The organism is Streptomyces sp. CA-106110, assembly GCF_050936285.1.
Taxonomy (GTDB): domain Bacteria; phylum Actinomycetota; class Actinomycetes; order Streptomycetales; family Streptomycetaceae; genus Streptomyces.
The window spans coordinates 3417583-3432315 of sequence record NZ_JBNJNB010000001.1 but is presented as its reverse complement, the minus strand read 5'-3'; the positions used below and the strand labels follow the sequence as shown (position 1 = coordinate 3432315).

General features: G+C 71.6%; 13 protein-coding genes. 5 read left to right on the top strand and 8 right to left on the bottom strand.

The annotated features are described in order from the left end of the window. Positions 1 to 56: 56 nt before the first annotated feature. Positions 57 to 2168 carry a glycogen debranching protein GlgX gene (gene glgX / locus ACQEXA_RS15730; RefSeq protein WP_433130415.1) on the bottom strand — a complete coding sequence of 704 codons (2112 nt, stop codon included), beginning with the start codon at positions 2166 to 2168 and terminating at the stop codon, positions 57 to 59. Positions 2169 to 2679: 511 nt separating this feature from the next. On the opposite strand from glgX, the gene ACQEXA_RS15725 reads away from it, so the two are divergent. Both ACQEXA_RS15725 and ACQEXA_RS15720 read left to right on the top strand, forming a co-directional pair. Beyond that, complete coding sequence (locus tag ACQEXA_RS15725; RefSeq protein ID WP_432934060.1) at positions 2680 to 3918, top strand: SAV2148 family HEPN domain-containing protein; 1239 nt, start codon at positions 2680 to 2682, stop codon at positions 3916 to 3918. A gap of 101 nt (positions 3919 to 4019) precedes the next feature. After that, on the top strand, positions 4020 to 4742 hold the full coding sequence (locus tag ACQEXA_RS15720; protein ID WP_432934061.1) for a 3'-5' exonuclease: 723 nt from the start codon (positions 4020 to 4022) through the stop codon (positions 4740 to 4742). Between the two features lie 34 nt (positions 4743 to 4776). Here the strand turns inward: ACQEXA_RS15720 and ACQEXA_RS15715 are convergent, their stop codons facing one another. Both ACQEXA_RS15715 and ACQEXA_RS15710 read right to left on the bottom strand, forming a co-directional pair. Further along, complete coding sequence (locus ACQEXA_RS15715) at positions 4777 to 5274, bottom strand: YbaK/EbsC family protein (protein WP_359401779.1); 498 nt, start codon at positions 5272 to 5274, stop codon at positions 4777 to 4779. Next, complete coding sequence (locus ACQEXA_RS15710) at positions 5244 to 6263, bottom strand: DMT family transporter (RefSeq protein WP_432934063.1); 1020 nt, start codon at positions 6261 to 6263, stop codon at positions 5244 to 5246. The genes ACQEXA_RS15715 and ACQEXA_RS15710 overlap by 31 nt, the downstream gene beginning before the upstream one ends. A gap of 79 nt (positions 6264 to 6342) precedes the next feature. Between ACQEXA_RS15710 and ACQEXA_RS15705 the strand changes: the two genes are divergently transcribed. Continuing rightward, complete coding sequence (locus ACQEXA_RS15705; protein WP_432934065.1) at positions 6343 to 7272, top strand: LysR family transcriptional regulator; 930 nt, start codon at positions 6343 to 6345, stop codon at positions 7270 to 7272. Between the two features lie 9 nt (positions 7273 to 7281). On the opposite strand, the gene ACQEXA_RS15700 is transcribed toward ACQEXA_RS15705, so the two are convergent. Together ACQEXA_RS15700 and ACQEXA_RS15695 are read right to left on the bottom strand one after the other, a co-directional pair. Next, the gene (locus tag ACQEXA_RS15700; RefSeq protein WP_432934067.1) at positions 7282 to 8145 is read right to left on the bottom strand and encodes a phosphotransferase enzyme family protein; all 864 of its coding nucleotides are present in this window, start codon (positions 8143 to 8145) and stop codon (positions 7282 to 7284) included. 268 nt (positions 8146 to 8413) lie between these two features. After that, entirely contained in the window at positions 8414 to 10672 is a 2259-nt protein-coding gene (locus tag ACQEXA_RS15695; protein WP_432934069.1) for an MMPL family transporter, read from the bottom strand. 252 nt (positions 10673 to 10924) lie between these two features. Here ACQEXA_RS15695 and ACQEXA_RS15690 point away from each other — a divergent pair, with 252 nt between their 5' ends. Then, positions 10925 to 11479 (top strand): DUF1697 domain-containing protein, encoded by a 555-nt coding sequence (locus tag ACQEXA_RS15690; RefSeq protein ID WP_432934071.1) that lies wholly within the window; start codon positions 10925 to 10927, stop codon positions 11477 to 11479. A gap of 104 nt (positions 11480 to 11583) precedes the next feature. After that, positions 11584 to 12192: a TIGR03086 family metal-binding protein gene (locus ACQEXA_RS15685; protein ID WP_432934073.1), complete on the top strand. Its 609-nt coding sequence runs from the start codon at positions 11584 to 11586 to the stop codon at positions 12190 to 12192. A 56-nt stretch (positions 12193 to 12248) separates the two neighbouring features. Here ACQEXA_RS15685 and ACQEXA_RS15680 read toward each other — a convergent pair whose 3' ends face one another. From ACQEXA_RS15680 to ACQEXA_RS15670, 3 genes are read right to left on the bottom strand one after another with little or no spacing between them, the layout of a single operon-like run. After that, positions 12249 to 13001, bottom strand: a complete 753-nt coding sequence (locus ACQEXA_RS15680) for a sirohydrochlorin chelatase (protein WP_432934075.1) — start codon at positions 12999 to 13001, stop codon at positions 12249 to 12251. A gap of 15 nt (positions 13002 to 13016) precedes the next feature. Then, a complete protein-coding gene (locus ACQEXA_RS15675) occupies positions 13017 to 13931 on the bottom strand; it encodes an ABC transporter permease (RefSeq protein WP_432934077.1) in 915 nt (304 codons plus the stop codon). Then, positions 13918 to 14706 (bottom strand): ABC transporter ATP-binding protein, encoded by a 789-nt coding sequence (locus ACQEXA_RS15670; RefSeq protein WP_359401807.1) that lies wholly within the window; start codon positions 14704 to 14706, stop codon positions 13918 to 13920. The genes ACQEXA_RS15675 and ACQEXA_RS15670 overlap by 14 nt, the downstream gene beginning before the upstream one ends. Positions 14707 to 14733 lie beyond the last annotated feature (27 nt).

The following is a 14733-nucleotide window of genomic DNA, read 5'->3' as shown; positions in this document are numbered from 1 at the left end:
AAACCTACGTACCCGCCCCGTCGGCTTTCGTGCGGCGGACGCGCCGCGGTTCGTCGTCAGGCGGGGCGTTGCAGCACCGTCAGGCTCCGGTCCGGCAGGGTCAGCCGGCCCCCCGCCTCGATCTTCATGCCGGTGCCGGGCGTCACCCCTTCCGGGACGGCCGTGTCGACGACCAGCTGCCACTGGCGCCCGTGGTCGACCGGCACCACGAACTCCAGGGGCTTGGGCGAGGCGTTGAACATCAGCAGGAACGAGTCGTCGGCGATCCGCTCCCCGCGCGAGCCCGGCTCGGAGATCGCGTTGCCGTTGAGGAACACGGTCAGGGCGCCTGCCTGCGACGACGTCCAGTCGCGCTGGGTCATCTCCTCGCCCTGCGGGGTGAACCACGCGATGTCGGACAGCTCGTCGTGGGTGCCCTGGACCGGCCGGCCGTGGAAGAAGCGGCGCCGGCGGAACACCGGGTGGTCCCGGCGAAGCCACACCATCGCGCGGGTGAACTCCAGCAGCTCGCCGCCGCCGTCCTCGGGCCACTCCACCCAGGACAGCTCGTTGTCCTGGCAGTAGGCGTTGTTGTTGCCCCGCTGGGTGCGCCCGTACTCGTCGCCGTGGCTGAGCATCGGCACGCCCTGGGAGAGCATCAGCGTGGCGATGAAGTTCCGCATCTGCCGGTCCCGCAGCTCGAGCACCGCCGGGTCGTCGCTGTCGCCCTCGGTCCCGCAGTTCCAGGACCGGTTGTAGTTCTCCCCGTCGCGGTTGTCCTCGCCGTTGGCCTCGTTGTGCTTGTCGTTGTAGGCGACGAGGTCGTGCAGCGTGAAGCCGTCGTGGCAGGTCACGAAGTTGATCGAGGCGAGTGGCCGGCGGCCGTCGTCCTGATAGAGGTCCGAGGAGCCGGTCAGCCGGGAGGCGAACTCCGCGAGCGTACGGGGCTCGCCGCGCCACAGGTCCCGTACGGTGTCGCGGTACTTGCCGTTCCACTCGGTCCACAGCGGCGGGAAGTTGCCCACCTGGTAGCCGCCCTCGCCCACGTCCCACGGTTCCGCGATCAGCTTCACCTGGGAGACCACCGGGTCCTGCTGGACCAGGTCGAAGAAGGACGACAGCCGGTCGACCTCGTGGAACTGTCGGGCCAGCGTCGCCGCGAGGTCGAAGCGGAAGCCGTCCACGTGCATCTCGGTGACCCAGTAGCGCAGTGAGTCCATGATGAGCTGCAGCACGTGCGGGGAGCGCATCAGCAGGGAGTTGCCGGTCCCCGTGGTGTCCATGTAGTAGCGCGGGTCGTCCGTCAGCCGGTAGTACGAGGGGTTGTCGATGCCCCTGAAGGAGAGCGTCGGTCCGAGGTGGTTGCCCTCGGCGGTGTGGTTGTAGACGACGTCCAGGATGACCTCGATGCCGGCTTCGTGCAGCGCGCGGACCGCCGACTTGAACTCCAGGACCTGCTGGCCGCGGTCGCCCCACGAGGCGTACGTGTTGTGCGGGGCGAAGAAGCCGATGGTGTTGTAGCCCCAGTAGTTGCTCAGTCCCATGTCCGACAGACGGTGGTCATTGACGAACTGGTGTACGGGCATCAGCTCGAGCGCCGTGACGCCCAGCTCGGTCAGGTGCTCGATGATCGCCGGATGGGCCAGTGCCGCGTAGGTGCCGCGGAGTTCGTCGGGCAGGGCCGGGTGGCGCATCGTCAGCCCCTTGATGTGGGCCTCGTAGATCACCGTCCGGTGGTACTCGGTGTGCGGGCGCCGGTCGTCGCCCCAGTCGAAATAGGGGTTGATGACCACGGACGCCATGGTGTGGGGTGCCGAGTCCAGGTCGTTGCGCTTGTCGGGTGAGCCGAAGGGATAGCCGTACACCTCCTCGCCCCATTTCACGCTGCCGCTGATGGCGCGTGCGTACGGGTCGAGCAGCAGCTTCGCCGAGTTGCAGCGCAGACCGCGCTCGGGGGCGTACGGGCCGTGCACCCTGAACCCGTACCGCTGCCCCGGCATCACGCCGGGCAGATATGCGTGCCGTACGAACGCGTCGGTCTCCCGCAGCTCCACCGCCGTCTCCGAGCCGTCGTCGTGCAGCAGACACAGCTCGATCCGGTCGGCGGCCTCCGAATAGACCGCGAAGTTGGTCCCGGCGCCGTCATACGTGGCGCCGAGCGGATACGCCTCTCCAGGCCAGACCTGCATGGATACGACTCTCCCAGTTGTCCTGGCCCCGCGGGGCGCCTTGCCGCGGAGTCTTCCCCGAAAGTGACACAACCTCCTATGACGTTCGTCCCTCTTTACATTCCGGCAGGTGCGGGCCTGCCGGACGCGCCCCCGGTGGCACGCCTGGCGAGCGGAGCCCGGAACGCTGCGGGAGCACGGGCCGAGCGATGGGAAGGGAGTCAACCGGCAAACGCCCGGCCACCCCGTGGAGTGGGCCGACGCCGGCAGCCACCCCATCGTGCCGACCGGGGGCCGGCAGTGCGTCGCCCTCCACGGGCAGCGCCCCCTGGCCGCTCCGTACCACGTCAGGGCTATGAATCCGCTCACGCGGCCCGCTCCCGCCAACCGGAACGGGCATGCGGAATACGGTAGTTGAGAAACGACCCTGTCCATCCGGCTGCATCGTGCCAGACTCCCGGAGTACCCTTCCTTGATCGTTGGCTGGGGCCTGGCCCCTGGGGAGGCTCGGGGAGCGGAAGGCGGTGCGCGGGTGGGCTCGGGAGGGCTGGAGCTTCCCCCTGGTGACGAGGGTCACGAGGGGAACTCCACGGATGTCCCGCCCGGGGCGGTGTCCCTGGCACGGCCGATGGAAATGGGCTCCATCGGGCCGGAACTGGACTGGGACGCCGACGCGTGGCGCGAGGTGCGCACCCGCGCCCAGCGGGCGGGGCGCGCCTACATCTGGCTGAACCTGGTCGAGCAGCGGCTGCGCGCGGTCGTGGCCGCCGTCCTCCGTCCCATCTACGAACCCGTCCACGGGGACGACTGGGTGGTCGCCGCCGCCGGGCCGGCCGGCCAGGAGTGGGTACAGCGCGCGGTCGCGGTGCGCGAGGTCAGCCGCCGCAAGGGGTACTTGCTTGACCCGGCCGACGACAACGTGCTCAGTTTCCTCACCCTGCCGCAGCTGCGTGAGCTGATGGTGCAGCACTGGCCGTGCTTCGAGCCCTACATAGACGAGCGCCGGGACGTCGAACTCGCCCTGGACGAGCTGGAAGTGACCCGGAACGTCGTCTCCCGCAACCGGGCCCTGTCCGAGGCCGTCCTCGCGCAGGCGGAGCGGGCGTCGGCGAGGCTCCTGGAGGTCCTGGGCGCGGGCGGTGACGTGCCCTCCGCCCGGCGGCTGCCCGTGGACGCGGTCGAGGACCTGGTGGGCGACCGGTATGCGGACGTGGTCGCCGTCCATCCGGACCGCGTGCGGCTGCTGCGGCGGTTCCCGGCCGAGGACATCTTTGGCGGTGCCCGCCGACTCGACGCCATCGGCATCGGCCTCAACCTGCTTGTGCAGAACTTCTCCGGCCGCCGCCTGGTACGCCTGGCCGAGTCGGGCTGCCGGGTGCGCCTGCTGTTCCTCAACCCCGCGTCCAGTGCGGTCAAGCGGCGCGAGCGGGAGCTCGGCATAAGGAAGGGCGAGCTCAGCCGCGCCGTCGAGATGAACATCCTGCACATGCGCCGGGTGCGCTCGAGGCTGCGTGACCCGGGCGCCTTCGAGATTCAGGTCTTCGACGAGACGCCGCGGTTCACCGCGTACCTGGTGGACGGGGACGGCGCGGACGGCATCGCGGTGGTGCAGTCCTATCTGCGGCGCACCCGCGGCATGGAGGCGCCCGTGCTGGTGCTGCGCAACGGCAACCGGGTCGTCAAGCCGGAACAGTCCGACGAGAGCGGTCTCTTCCCGGCCTACCGTGAGGAGTTCGAGCTGGCTTGGGCCGATTCGCGCCCGGTGTCCTGAAGCGTCCCGGACCATGAGCACGACTGGGGACCCTGGATTGTCAGTGGCGCATGGGAGGGTGAAGACCACTGGGGGAGAGCACCACGGAGAAGGGGGCCGCCATGGCCTGGCACCGACAGCTGCTGATCGGCTTCGACCTGGAGACGACTGGCACGGACCCGTATGAGGCGCGCATCGTCACGGGTGCGGTGATCGAGGTCAGGGACGGGCAGCCGCTGGGCCGCCGGGAATGGCTGGCGGACCCGGGTGTGGAGATCCCGGCGGACGCGGTCGCCGTGCACGGCATCAGCAATGAGCGCGCCGCGGCCGAGGGCGGACCGGCCGACCGGGTCGCGGACGCCATCGCCGAGGTCCTGGTGACGTACTGGAAGACGGGCGTTCCGGTCGTCGCCTACAACGCGGCCTTCGACCTCACCCTGCTCTCCGCGGAGTTGCGGCGGCACGGCCTGCCCTCCCTGCGCGACCGCCTGGGCGGCGCGGAGCCGGGCCCGGTCATCGATCCGTACACCATCGACCGATGGGCCGACCGCTACCGCAGCGGCAAGCGCAACCTCGAAGCGGTCTGCGCGGAGTACGGAGTCGCGCTGGACGCCGCGCACGACGCCGGGGCGGACGCCCTGGCCGCGGCCCGGCTCGCCGGTGCGATAGCGAGCCGCCATCCGAAGGTCGCGGCCTTCGGCCCGGCGGAGCTGCACCGCCGCCAGATCGAGTGGTACGCGGACTGGGCGGCGGACTTCCAGAGCTTCCTGCGCAGCAAGGGCGACGCGGCGGCCGTGGTGGACGGCACATGGCCGCTGCGGGAGGCCGTGCACGGCAGGGCTTGAGCCGGGGCGCCGGCACGCCACGGCGCCCCGCGGATCATGCCGGCGCCGGGCCCGCGATGGGTTCCACGCGCGGCTCGGCGATCCGTGCGTAGTCGGCGCCGCTGATGACGAGCGACCGATCCAGCCGGGCGGCGTTGAAGTACAGCCGCGGTCTGGCGACGACGTCCGGGTCGGCGACGAGTTCCAGGCCGGGGTCGAAGCTGAACGGAAGGACCGTGCCGGGTACGGCGCGGGCCAGGCGTTCGGCGGTCTCCGCGTCGCTGAAGCCGGCGTAACGAGCCGCGAACAGCTCCCGTACGGCGTCCAGGTCCACTCTTCGGTCCCCGGGCACGACCGCGAGGACGTGCCGGGTGGTACGGCGGTCGACCTTGACCCGCAGCACCAGGCACTTGGCCGCCTCGGACGCCGGGTGCCCGCGCAGCGCGCTGACGGCCTCGGTGGCGCCCTCCGGTGCATGGTCGACGAGGGAGTAGTCGACGTGGGAGGAGTCGAGCAGCGAGATCAGGCGCTGGTAGGTGTCGTGGTCCGGCATGAGGCGTCCTCTTCGGTGCGGGGTTCGGTGCGGGGTTCGCTGCGGAGGCGAGGGTCGTGTGCGGCGGGGGAGGGGCCGAGCGCCCGGCCCGGCGCCGATGTGCGGTGGGCGCGTTCCACGGACTGGCCCCAGTACGTCCCGGCGACCATCAGGGCCGCGCCGAGCCCGGTGAGCGGAGTGAGACGGTCGCCGCCGAGGACGACACCCACCGCGAGGGCCCAGACCGGCTCGGTGCCGAGCAGCAGTCCGGCACGGCTGGCGGACGTGCGCTGGACCGCCCACGTCTGCGCGAGGAAGGCGAACACACTGCAGAACAGGGCGAGATAGAGCAGCTGGGTCCAGGTCGCGGCGCTGGCGGTGGCGAGGCCGGGCAGCCGGGTGGCGGCCGGCGGCAGGAACAACGCCGTGCCGACCAGGGTCTGCAGCGCCGTCAGGTGCAGGGGGCGGACCGCGCGGCCCGCGGTCAGCCGCCCGACGAGGGCCATGTGCGCCGCGCGGACGCAGGCGGCGCCGAGCATCAGCAGGTCGCCGAGCCCGGGCGCGTGGAAACCGTTGCCGGACATCAGGAGCCCGACGGCCAGGACGCAGACTCCGGCGGCGGTGTGGAAGGACCACGGCAGCCCGCCGGGATGACCGGAGCGGTCGAGCAGCGGGGTGAGCACCATGGTGAGGCTGATGATCAGCCCGGCGTTGGCGGCGCTGGTGTGGGCGACTCCGTACGTCTCGATGACCAGCACCGCGGCCTGGGTCAGCCCGAGCGGCACCCCGGCCCGTACCTCCTCGCGCGTCCACCGGCGCCGTCCGCGGCGGACGGCGACGAGGGCGAGGCAGGCCAGGGCGGCGAGTGCGTACCGGGCGAACAGGACCGGCGGGACGGGCAGCGCGGACACGGCCGTCCGGGCCGAGAGATAGCTGGAACCCCAGACGAGCGCGACCACGAGGAGTACCGCATCGGTACGGCGGGCGTAGAACACCCGCCTACGGTGCACCGCCGGGGACCTTGAAGCCCAGAACCAGTTTCTTCATCGATCTTTTAGCAATCCTGCACAGTGGTCCTACACTGCGGGAATGGACGAACGGCAGCTGCGGATCCTGCGGGAGCTGGGTGAGCTGGGCAGCGTCACCGCCGTCGCCGAGGCGCTGCTGGTGACGCCGTCGGCCATCTCCCAGCAACTGCGGCTGCTGCAGCGCGCGATCCCGGTGCCGCTCACCGAGCGGCAGGGGCGGCGGCTGGTGCTGACCGACGCCGGACAGGCGCTCGCGGGCGCGGCCGTCGAGGTGGAGACCGCGCTGGCACGGGCCCGCGGTGCCGTCGAGGAGTTCGTCGGGCGACCGGACGGTGAGGTGTCGGTGGCGGCGTTCCACAGCGCGGCCGCGGCCTTCTTCCCGCTGCTGCTGCGCGCCTTCGCCCGGCCCGGCACACCCGGGCTCGCGCTCGCCGACGAGGACGTGGCGCAGGACGACTTCCCCCGGCTGACCAGGGAGTACGACCTGGTGCTCGCCCACCGGCTCGATCACGCCCCGCCGTGGCCGGGCACGGTGACCGCGACCACGCTGCTGCACGAACCGCTCGATGTGGCGCTGCCGGCCGGTCATCCGCTGGCCGGCAAACGGCGCCTGACGCCGCGGGACGTGGCGGACGAGCCGTGGATCACCGTGCACGACGGCTTCCCCGTCATGGCCACCATCGAGGCCATCGCCGCCGCGGCCGGGCGCCGGCTCCGTCTGGCCCACCGCATCAACGAGTTCGCGGTGGTCGCGGAGGCCGTGGCCGCGGGCGGCGGGATCGCTCTCATGCCGCGCTGGACCATGCGGCCGCATCCGGCGCTGGTCCTCAGACCGATCGGCGGCGTGCAGGCCAGGCGGCACATCGACGCGCTGTACCGCCCCGAACGTACGGCCCGCACGGCGGTCCGCACGGTCCTGGCCGAGCTGCGCCGCGCCGCACGCACGATCCGGGACCGCGACCCGGGCGAGCCCGCCCCGGGCACGACCTAGACCGAAGCCTCAGAACGGATACCAGCGCACCGACTCGTCCCCGTCCCGCAGCGAGGCCACGCGCCGCCGGAACTCGGCGAGGGCCTTCGGGTTGCTGGGCGCGTGCTGGGCTACCCAGGCGCAGCTGGCCGTCTCCCGGGCGCCGCGCAGCACGGAGCAGCCGGCCCACTCGCGCACGTCCCAGCCGTACGCCGCGGTGAAGGAGTCGTACGCCTCGTCGGGAAGCCCGTAACGGTCCCGGGTGAGCGCCATGACGACGAGATCGTGCTCGCGCAGATCGGCGGAGAAGGTCTCCAGGTCGACCAGGACGGGGCCGTCGGGGCCGACGTGCACATTGCGGGGCAGTGCGTCGCCGTGGATCGGGCCAGGCCGCAGCCGGGGGGTGAGCGCGGCCGCGGCGGCGGCGAATCCGTCCCGGCGCTCGCGCAGATACGCCGCGTCCGCCGGGTCGATCGCGTCGCCCGCGAGGCGCAGCCAGCGCTCCACGCCGCCCAGCAGGTCCCGGGCCGGGAGCGCGAAGGGCGGCACAGGCAGCGCGTGGACGATCCGCAGCAGTTCGGCCAGGTCCCGCGGCTCGGCGGGACGCACGGAAGGGGGGAGCCGGTGCCACACCGTCACGGGATGCCCGTCGACGAGCAGCGGTGCGGGCCCGGCGGACCGCACCGCCGGGACGCCCGCCTCGGCCAGCCACACCGCGATCTCCAGCTCCCGGCGCGCCCGCTCCAGCAGCTCGGCGTCGCGTCCCACCTTGACGACCAGGTCCCCGGCGGCGAACACCGCGTTCTCCCCGAGGGCGAGCAGCGCCGCGTCCTGCGCCGGAGTGGGCAGCACCCCCGCCGCGGCCAGTACCTCGCGCGCCCCTGCCTCGTCCATCGTCCGCCTCTCCGACCTCGTCCGCCCGGTGGACGGCGGCGACCCGGCGCCGTCCGACGGTCAGTGTCGCATTCATGGAAAACCGGTCGTCCGCCCGGCCAGGACCGCCTGCCGAGCGGCGCGCTCCGGTCGGCACGGTCCGGTCCGCGTGTCCTCGTCGGCGAGGTGTCACCCGCGGTCCGGCACCGGTTCCCGGACGCGTGAGACGCGCGCACGGGGAAGGGCCCGTCGGCGTCCAGTGACCGACGGGCCCTTCCCTGGCAGGGGTTCATACGCGGACCGGTTCGCTCTCGTCCCGGGTGGTCGGCGCCACCGCCTCGGGCGACTCGTCGTGCGTCAGATCCGGCAGACGGTGCAGCCACTTGGGGAGGTACCAGTTGCGCTCGCCGAGCAGGGCCATCACCGCCGGGAGCAGGACGCCCCGGATGATGGTCGCGTCGATGAGCACGGCGGCGGCCAGGCCCACGCCCATCTGCTTCATGGACTGCATCGACAGTGTGCCGAAGATCGCGAAGACGGCGACCATGATGACCGCGGCACTGGTGACGACCCCGGCCGTGGTCACCACACCGTGAGTGATCGCGTCCTTGGTCGTACGGCCCCGCAGACGGGCCTCGCGGATCCGGGAGACCACGAACACGTGGTAGTCCATCGAGAGCCCGAACAGGATGACGAAGAGGAACAGCGGCAGCCAGGTGATGATGGCTCCCACGCCCTCGGCGCCCACCAGCGACGCTCCCCAGCCGTGCTGGAAGACGGCGACCAGGATGCCGTAGGCCGCACCCACCGACAGCAGGTTGAGCACGATGGAGGTGATCGCGATGGTCAGCGAGCGGAACGACAGCAGCATCAGCAGGAAGGCGAAGACCACGACGAAGGCGAAGACCGGCACCACCGAGCCCAGGAGCTGGTCGTTGAAGTCGTGCGAGCCGGCGACCTGCCCGGTGATCGGCGCCTGCACGCCTTCCACCTTCCCGAGCGTGCCGGGCCGCACCTCGTCGCGCAGCAGTTCCAGGCTCTTGCCCGCCTTGTCCAGGTCGGAGCCGCCGACGAGCGGCACGGAGATCACGGCCACGTTCTGCGCGTCGTGCAGGTCGATGTCGACCGGACCGCGGGAGGCACCCGAACTGATGGCCCGCGTGCGGAAGTCGGCGAGCGCGGTCTTCACCGCGGGTGCGTTGATGTCCTGGGCCTTGACGACGACCTGAGCGGGTTCGGAGCCGCCGGGGAAGGCGTCGTTGACGCGGTTGTACGTGGCCACGATCGGCAGCTTGTCGCCGAACTCCTGGTCCAGGGTGAGGTTCTGGGTCTTCATGCCGAGCGCGGGCGCCGCGACCGCGAGCAGCGCTCCGGCCGCGATCACCAGGGACACGGCGGGCCTGGCGAGGACGACCTTGAGCACGGCACCCCACACCCGGCTGCCCTCACCGGACCCGGTTCCGCGGTCCCGTCGCTTGTCCGGGTGCAGGAAGGGGAGACGGCCCTTCTCGACGCGCTCGCCCAGCAGCGACAGCAGCGCGGGCAGCACGGTCACCGAGCCGACCATGGCGACCGCCACGACCATCAGCGAGGCCAGTCCCATCGCCTCGAACGTGGCGAGGCCGGTGAACAGCATGCCCGCCATGGCGACGCACACCGTGACACCGGAGACGATGACGGCGCGTCCGCTGGTGGCCGCCGCGATGCTCAGTGCGGTCCGCGCATCCCGGCCGGCCTCCCGCTCCTCCCGCTCACGTCGCAGGTAGAACAGGCAGTAGTCGACGCCGACGGCGAGTCCGACGAGGAGCATGACGGAGTTGGCGGTGTCGTTCATCGGCTGCAGATGGCTGACGATGCCCATCAGACCCATCGTCGCCATGATCGCGGTGATCGCCAGCGCGACCGGCAGCAGCGCGGCGACCAGCGCGCCGAACGCGATCAGCAGGATGCCGAGCGCCACCGGCACCGCGGAGTACTCGGCCTGCTTGAAGTCGTCGCCGAACGCGTCGGAGAACGTCTTCTGCATGCTGGCGCTGCCGATCTCCTCGATCCGCAGCTGCGGGTGGTCCTTCTGGACCCCCGCGACGGCCTTCAGAACCGGTTCGACGCGGTCGCCCGCGGTGTCCGCGTTGCCGCGCATGTCGAACCGCACCAGCGCGCTGCGGCCGTCCTTCGAGATCGTCTTCGTGTCGTACGGCGAGGCCACGTCCGTCACCCGGCCGGTGCCGTCCACCGCTCGCACGACCGCGGTGACGGCGGCGCGGAACTGCGGGTCGGTGGCCTTGGTGCCGCCGTCCTTCCCCTGGATCAGCACGGTCTCACCGGCCGGCTCCTTGATCCCGGCGTCCTCGATGATCTTGGCTGCGGTGTGCGTCTCGCCCTTGAGCTCGTCGCTGTCCTTGACGTCCACCCGGCCGGCCGCCGAACCGATGGCCATCGCCAGGACGACGAACAGCACCCAGATGCCGACGGCAGCCCATCGGTGCCGGGCGCTCCAGCCGCCGGCCCGCGCGGCGATGCCCCGCACCCGTGTTTCTCCGTTCCCCATGACGGGCATGCCCCCTCGTCCGCGGGTGACAGCCCCCTGCCGTCACCGTTCGTTTCGAAGGTATGGGCCGGATAAGAAGGACTCGTCGTGCTCGTCGGTGAACCGTGAAGGGTCCGGCTCATCCCCACGGATGCCCCTTCTCTCACCACCTGGGAGGAGCCGACCCCTACGCCCGGTCGGGGTCGGGTGGGGGCCGGACTCAGGGTCGAGGAGGCCGCTCGCGGACGCGGGTGCCCGGCCTATGGTGGTGCGATGACGACGAAGTACGCGGCGCTGCTGCGCGGGATCAACGTGGGCGGCAACAAGAAGCTGCCGATGGCCGAGTTGCGCACCCTCGTCGAGGGGCTCGGGCACAGCGGCGTCCGCACTCATCTGCAGAGCGGCCAGGCCGTGTTCGCCGCCGACCGCGGGGACGAGGAGTCGTTGGCCGTGGAGCTCAGGGAGGCCATCGAGAAGCGCTTCGGTTTCTCCGTGGACGTGATCGTGCGCGACCACACCTATCTGAAGGCGGTCGCCGAGGCCTGCCCCTTCCCGGCCGCCGAGCTGGAGGCAAGGCAACTGCACGTCACTTACTACTCCGCGCCGGTCGACGAGGCCCGTTTCGCGGAGATCGACCAAGCGGTACTCCTCCCCGAGGAGTTCCGGCTCGGCGACCGGGTTCTGTACCTGTACGCGCCGGACGGACTGGGCCGTTCCAAGCTCGCCGAGCAACTGTCTCGCTCCCGGCTGAACAAGGGGCTGATCGCCACCACGCGGAACTGGAACACCGTCGTCAAGCTGATCGAGCTGACCGCTGAAGGAAGCTGACCTCCGCAGGGGCGGGCTCGGTTTCGGACGGGGCGGCGGCGGCCACCGGCGCAGCTGTCGCGTTTGTTCAAGAGGACCCTGCCGGCCGTCCCTAGCGTGGAGGCATGAGCGATCCGTACAAGAACGTGCATCCGTACATGGTCGAATGCGCCGCCGAGGCCGCCCGTGTGGCCCGCGGGGTCCGGGCGGAGCACCTGCCCGAGCCCACCCACTGCCCGGCCTGGGACGTCCGCGCCCTGGTGAACCACTGGGTCCTGTACTCCTCGCACGGCCTGGAGCACCGTGCCCTGCGCACACCGATCCCCGATGAGCTGACCGCCCGCGACTTCACCGCGGATCCGGGCTGGGCCCAGTCGTACGCCGAGCAGCTCGACCGCGCCGTCGCCGCCTGGGACGACCCCGCCGTGTGGGAGGGCGAGGTCGACCTCGGAATGGCGAAGATGCCCGCGGCCGAACTTGCGGCGATGATCGTCAAGGAGATGGCCGTCCACGGCTGGGACGTCGCGACGGCCACCGGGCAGGAGTTCCGGGTGTCCGAGGGCGCGGGCCGGCTCGTACTGGAGGTCGTCGAGACCCACGGCGACCTCTACCGCCAGTACGACGGCTTCGCCGACCAGGTCCCCGTCCCCGACGACGCCCCCGTGTTCGAGCGCGCGCTGGCGGCGAGTGGACGTGACCCGCGGCAGACCGCGGTGGGCACGGTGGGCCACTGAACGAAGCGGGCGGGGCGGAGCCGTCACCCTCGGCGTATGCGCGGGCGGCGGGCGCCTCAGGCCCCGAGGGCCGTCAGCACCGGCAGGCGCGCCTGGTCGTAGCGTTCCAGGACCACCCGGGCCACCTCCGGAGCGGGACCCAGGACCTCGGCCAGCACATCGGCCTCGGCCGCGCCCCGTGCGATGCGGTCCGGGAGGAAGCCGGGGGCGAGGACGTACGGCGCCACGGCCACCCGTGCGCAACCCGCCGCCCGCAGTTCGCGCACCGCGTCCTCGGTGCGCGGGAACCCCTCGGGAGACGAGGCGGAGGCGAACGCAGGCCGCACGGCGCACCATCCGGTGTGCCGCCACTCCCGCGCGATGTCAGCGATCACTGCGATCGCCTCCGGGTCGGTGGACCCCGCCGAGGCCAGCACGACCCCGGTCGAGGACTTGTCGGCGGGGGTCAGGCCCGCCTCGTACAGACGCTCCTCCAGGGCACGCAACAGCAGCGGCGACGGGCCGAGCACCTCCGCCTGCGTGATCCGCAGCTGCCGGGGCGCCTGCCTCAGGACCGCCGGGATATCTGCCTTCGCGTGGAAGGCCCGGGTCAGCAGCAGCGGCAGGGCCACGGCTTCGCGTACTCCCTCCGCCGCCAGGGACTCCAGCAGCCCGTGCACGGACGGCACGTTGAAGTCGAGGAAGCCGGTCTCCACCCGCAGCCCGGGCCGCAGCGACCGCACCCGCTTCACGAGGGCGTGCACGGTCGCGGCATGGCGCGGGTCGCGGCTGCCGTGGGCGATGACCACGAGAGGCGGGTGAAGGGGCATATGGCGCATGGGAGATCAGCTCTTGACGAGAAGGCCGCGGCTGCGCAGCACCCGCCGCTCCAGCGGGCTGAAGATCAGCAGGTCGATGGCGATGCCGACGAACAGGATCAGGATGACGGCCTCGAAGACCATGGACATGGAGCTGGCGTTGCGGCCGTTCTCGAGCAGGGCGCCGAGGCCGATGCCGAGGTCGGGCGAGGAGGCGATGATCTCCGCCGCCATCAGCGAGCGCCAGGAGAAGGCCCAGCCCTGCTTCAGACCGGCCAGATAGCCGGGCAGCGCGGCCGGCATGACGATGTGCCAGGTGCCCTTGAGGCCCGTGGCGCCCATCGTGCGGCCCGCCCGCAGGAACAGCGGAGGCACCTGGTCGATGCCGGACACCAGGCCGTTGGCGATGGAGGGCACGGCGCCGAGCAGGATCACCGCGTACATCATCGAGTTGTTCAGGCCCAGCCAGATCACGGCCGGCGGCACCCACGCCACCGACGGCAGCGACTGGAGCCCGGACAGGATCGGGCCGATGGCGGCGCGCACGAACTTCACGCGGGCCACCAGCAGACCCAGCGGGGTGCCGATCGCCAGCGCGAACAGGAAGCCCAGCAGACCGCGCGAGACGCTGGTCCAGATGTAGCCGAGCAGCTTGCCCTGCAGCCAGGCGTCCTTCACCTCGCCCCACACATCGGCGGGCGAGGGCAGCTTGGTGGGGTCGTCGACGACCTTCAGCGTGATCAGCGCCTGCCAGATCACCAGGACGACCGCGATCGCCAGGACCGGCGGCAGGATCTTGCCGACGAAGGTCTGCCGGAAGGACGTACGGCTCGTGGCCGAGGACTCCAGGGCGTCGAGCCCCGCCTCCAGGCCGACCAGTCCGCTGCCGTCCTTGACGGGGGCGTCCGCCGTCGTGCCGGTCGTCGTCTCAGTGCTGGCCATGACGGCGGATCTCCCCACGCAGTACTTCGGTGATCTCGACGGACAGCTCCGCCACCGGGGCGTCCTCGATCCGGCGCGGCTGCGGAAGGTCCACCCGCCATTCGCGCTCCACCCGGCCGGGCCGGGAGGAGAGCAGTACGACACGCTGCGCCAGCCGCACCGCCTCGCGCACGTTGTGCGTGACGAAGAGCACGGACAGACCGGTCTCCTGCCAGATGCGGGTCAGCTCGTCGTGCAGCACGTCCCGGGTGATCGCGTCGAGCGCCGCGAACGGCTCGTCCATCAGCAGCAGCCGGCTGTCCTGCGCCAGGGCGCGGGCCATCGCCACACGCTGGCGCATACCGCCGGACAGCTCGTGCACCCGCTTCCCGTACGACCCCTTCAGGCGTACGAGTTCGAGCAGCTCCTCGGCCCTGCCGCGCCGCTCGTTCTTGGGAACGCCCCTGAGCTTCAGGGCGAGTTCGATGTTCTTGCCCGCGGTCAGCCACGGGAACAGGGCGTGCTCCTGGAACATCAGCGCCGGGCGCCCGTCGGTCGTGATGCTGCCGGCGGAGGGCTGGTCCAGCCCCGCCACCAGGTTCAGCAGCGTCGACTTGCCGCAGCCCGAGGCCCCCAGGAGGGTGACGAACTCGCCCGGCGCGACATCCAGCGTGATGTCGTCGAGGGCGAGGTGCTGCCCCGCGGGCCCGGCGAAGGACTTCGAGACATGCTCGATGCGGGCGGCCTGCCCGACCGACGCGGCACCGTCGGCGGCCCTGGCGAGGGTGGTGGCCATGGTCGTCACCTCCTGGGAACTGATCGG

Bases quoted from the DNA above. Each gene is read 5' to 3' on its own strand.
- glgX (WP_433130415.1), bottom strand. From the start codon at position 2,168: ATGCAGGTCTGGCCTGGAGAGGCGTATCCGCTCGGCGCCACGTATGAC.
- ACQEXA_RS15720 (WP_432934061.1), top strand. From the start codon at position 4,020: ATGGCCTGGCACCGACAGCTGCTGATCGGCTTCGACCTGGAGACGACT.
- ACQEXA_RS15715 (WP_359401779.1), bottom strand. From the start codon at position 5,274: ATGCCGGACCACGACACCTACCAGCGCCTGATCTCGCTGCTCGACTCC.
- ACQEXA_RS15705 (WP_432934065.1), top strand. From the start codon at position 6,343: ATGGACGAACGGCAGCTGCGGATCCTGCGGGAGCTGGGTGAGCTGGGC.
- ACQEXA_RS15700 (WP_432934067.1), bottom strand. From the start codon at position 8,145: ATGGACGAGGCAGGGGCGCGCGAGGTACTGGCCGCGGCGGGGGTGCTG.
- ACQEXA_RS15695 (WP_432934069.1), bottom strand. From the start codon at position 10,672: ATGGGGAACGGAGAAACACGGGTGCGGGGCATCGCCGCGCGGGCCGGC.
- ACQEXA_RS15690 (WP_432934071.1), top strand. From the start codon at position 10,925: ATGACGACGAAGTACGCGGCGCTGCTGCGCGGGATCAACGTGGGCGGC.
- ACQEXA_RS15685 (WP_432934073.1), top strand. From the start codon at position 11,584: ATGAGCGATCCGTACAAGAACGTGCATCCGTACATGGTCGAATGCGCC.
- ACQEXA_RS15680 (WP_432934075.1), bottom strand. From the start codon at position 13,001: ATGCCCCTTCACCCGCCTCTCGTGGTCATCGCCCACGGCAGCCGCGAC.
- ACQEXA_RS15675 (WP_432934077.1), bottom strand. From the start codon at position 13,931: ATGGCCAGCACTGAGACGACGACCGGCACGACGGCGGACGCCCCCGTC.
- ACQEXA_RS15670 (WP_359401807.1), bottom strand. From the start codon at position 14,706: ATGGCCACCACCCTCGCCAGGGCCGCCGACGGTGCCGCGTCGGTCGGG.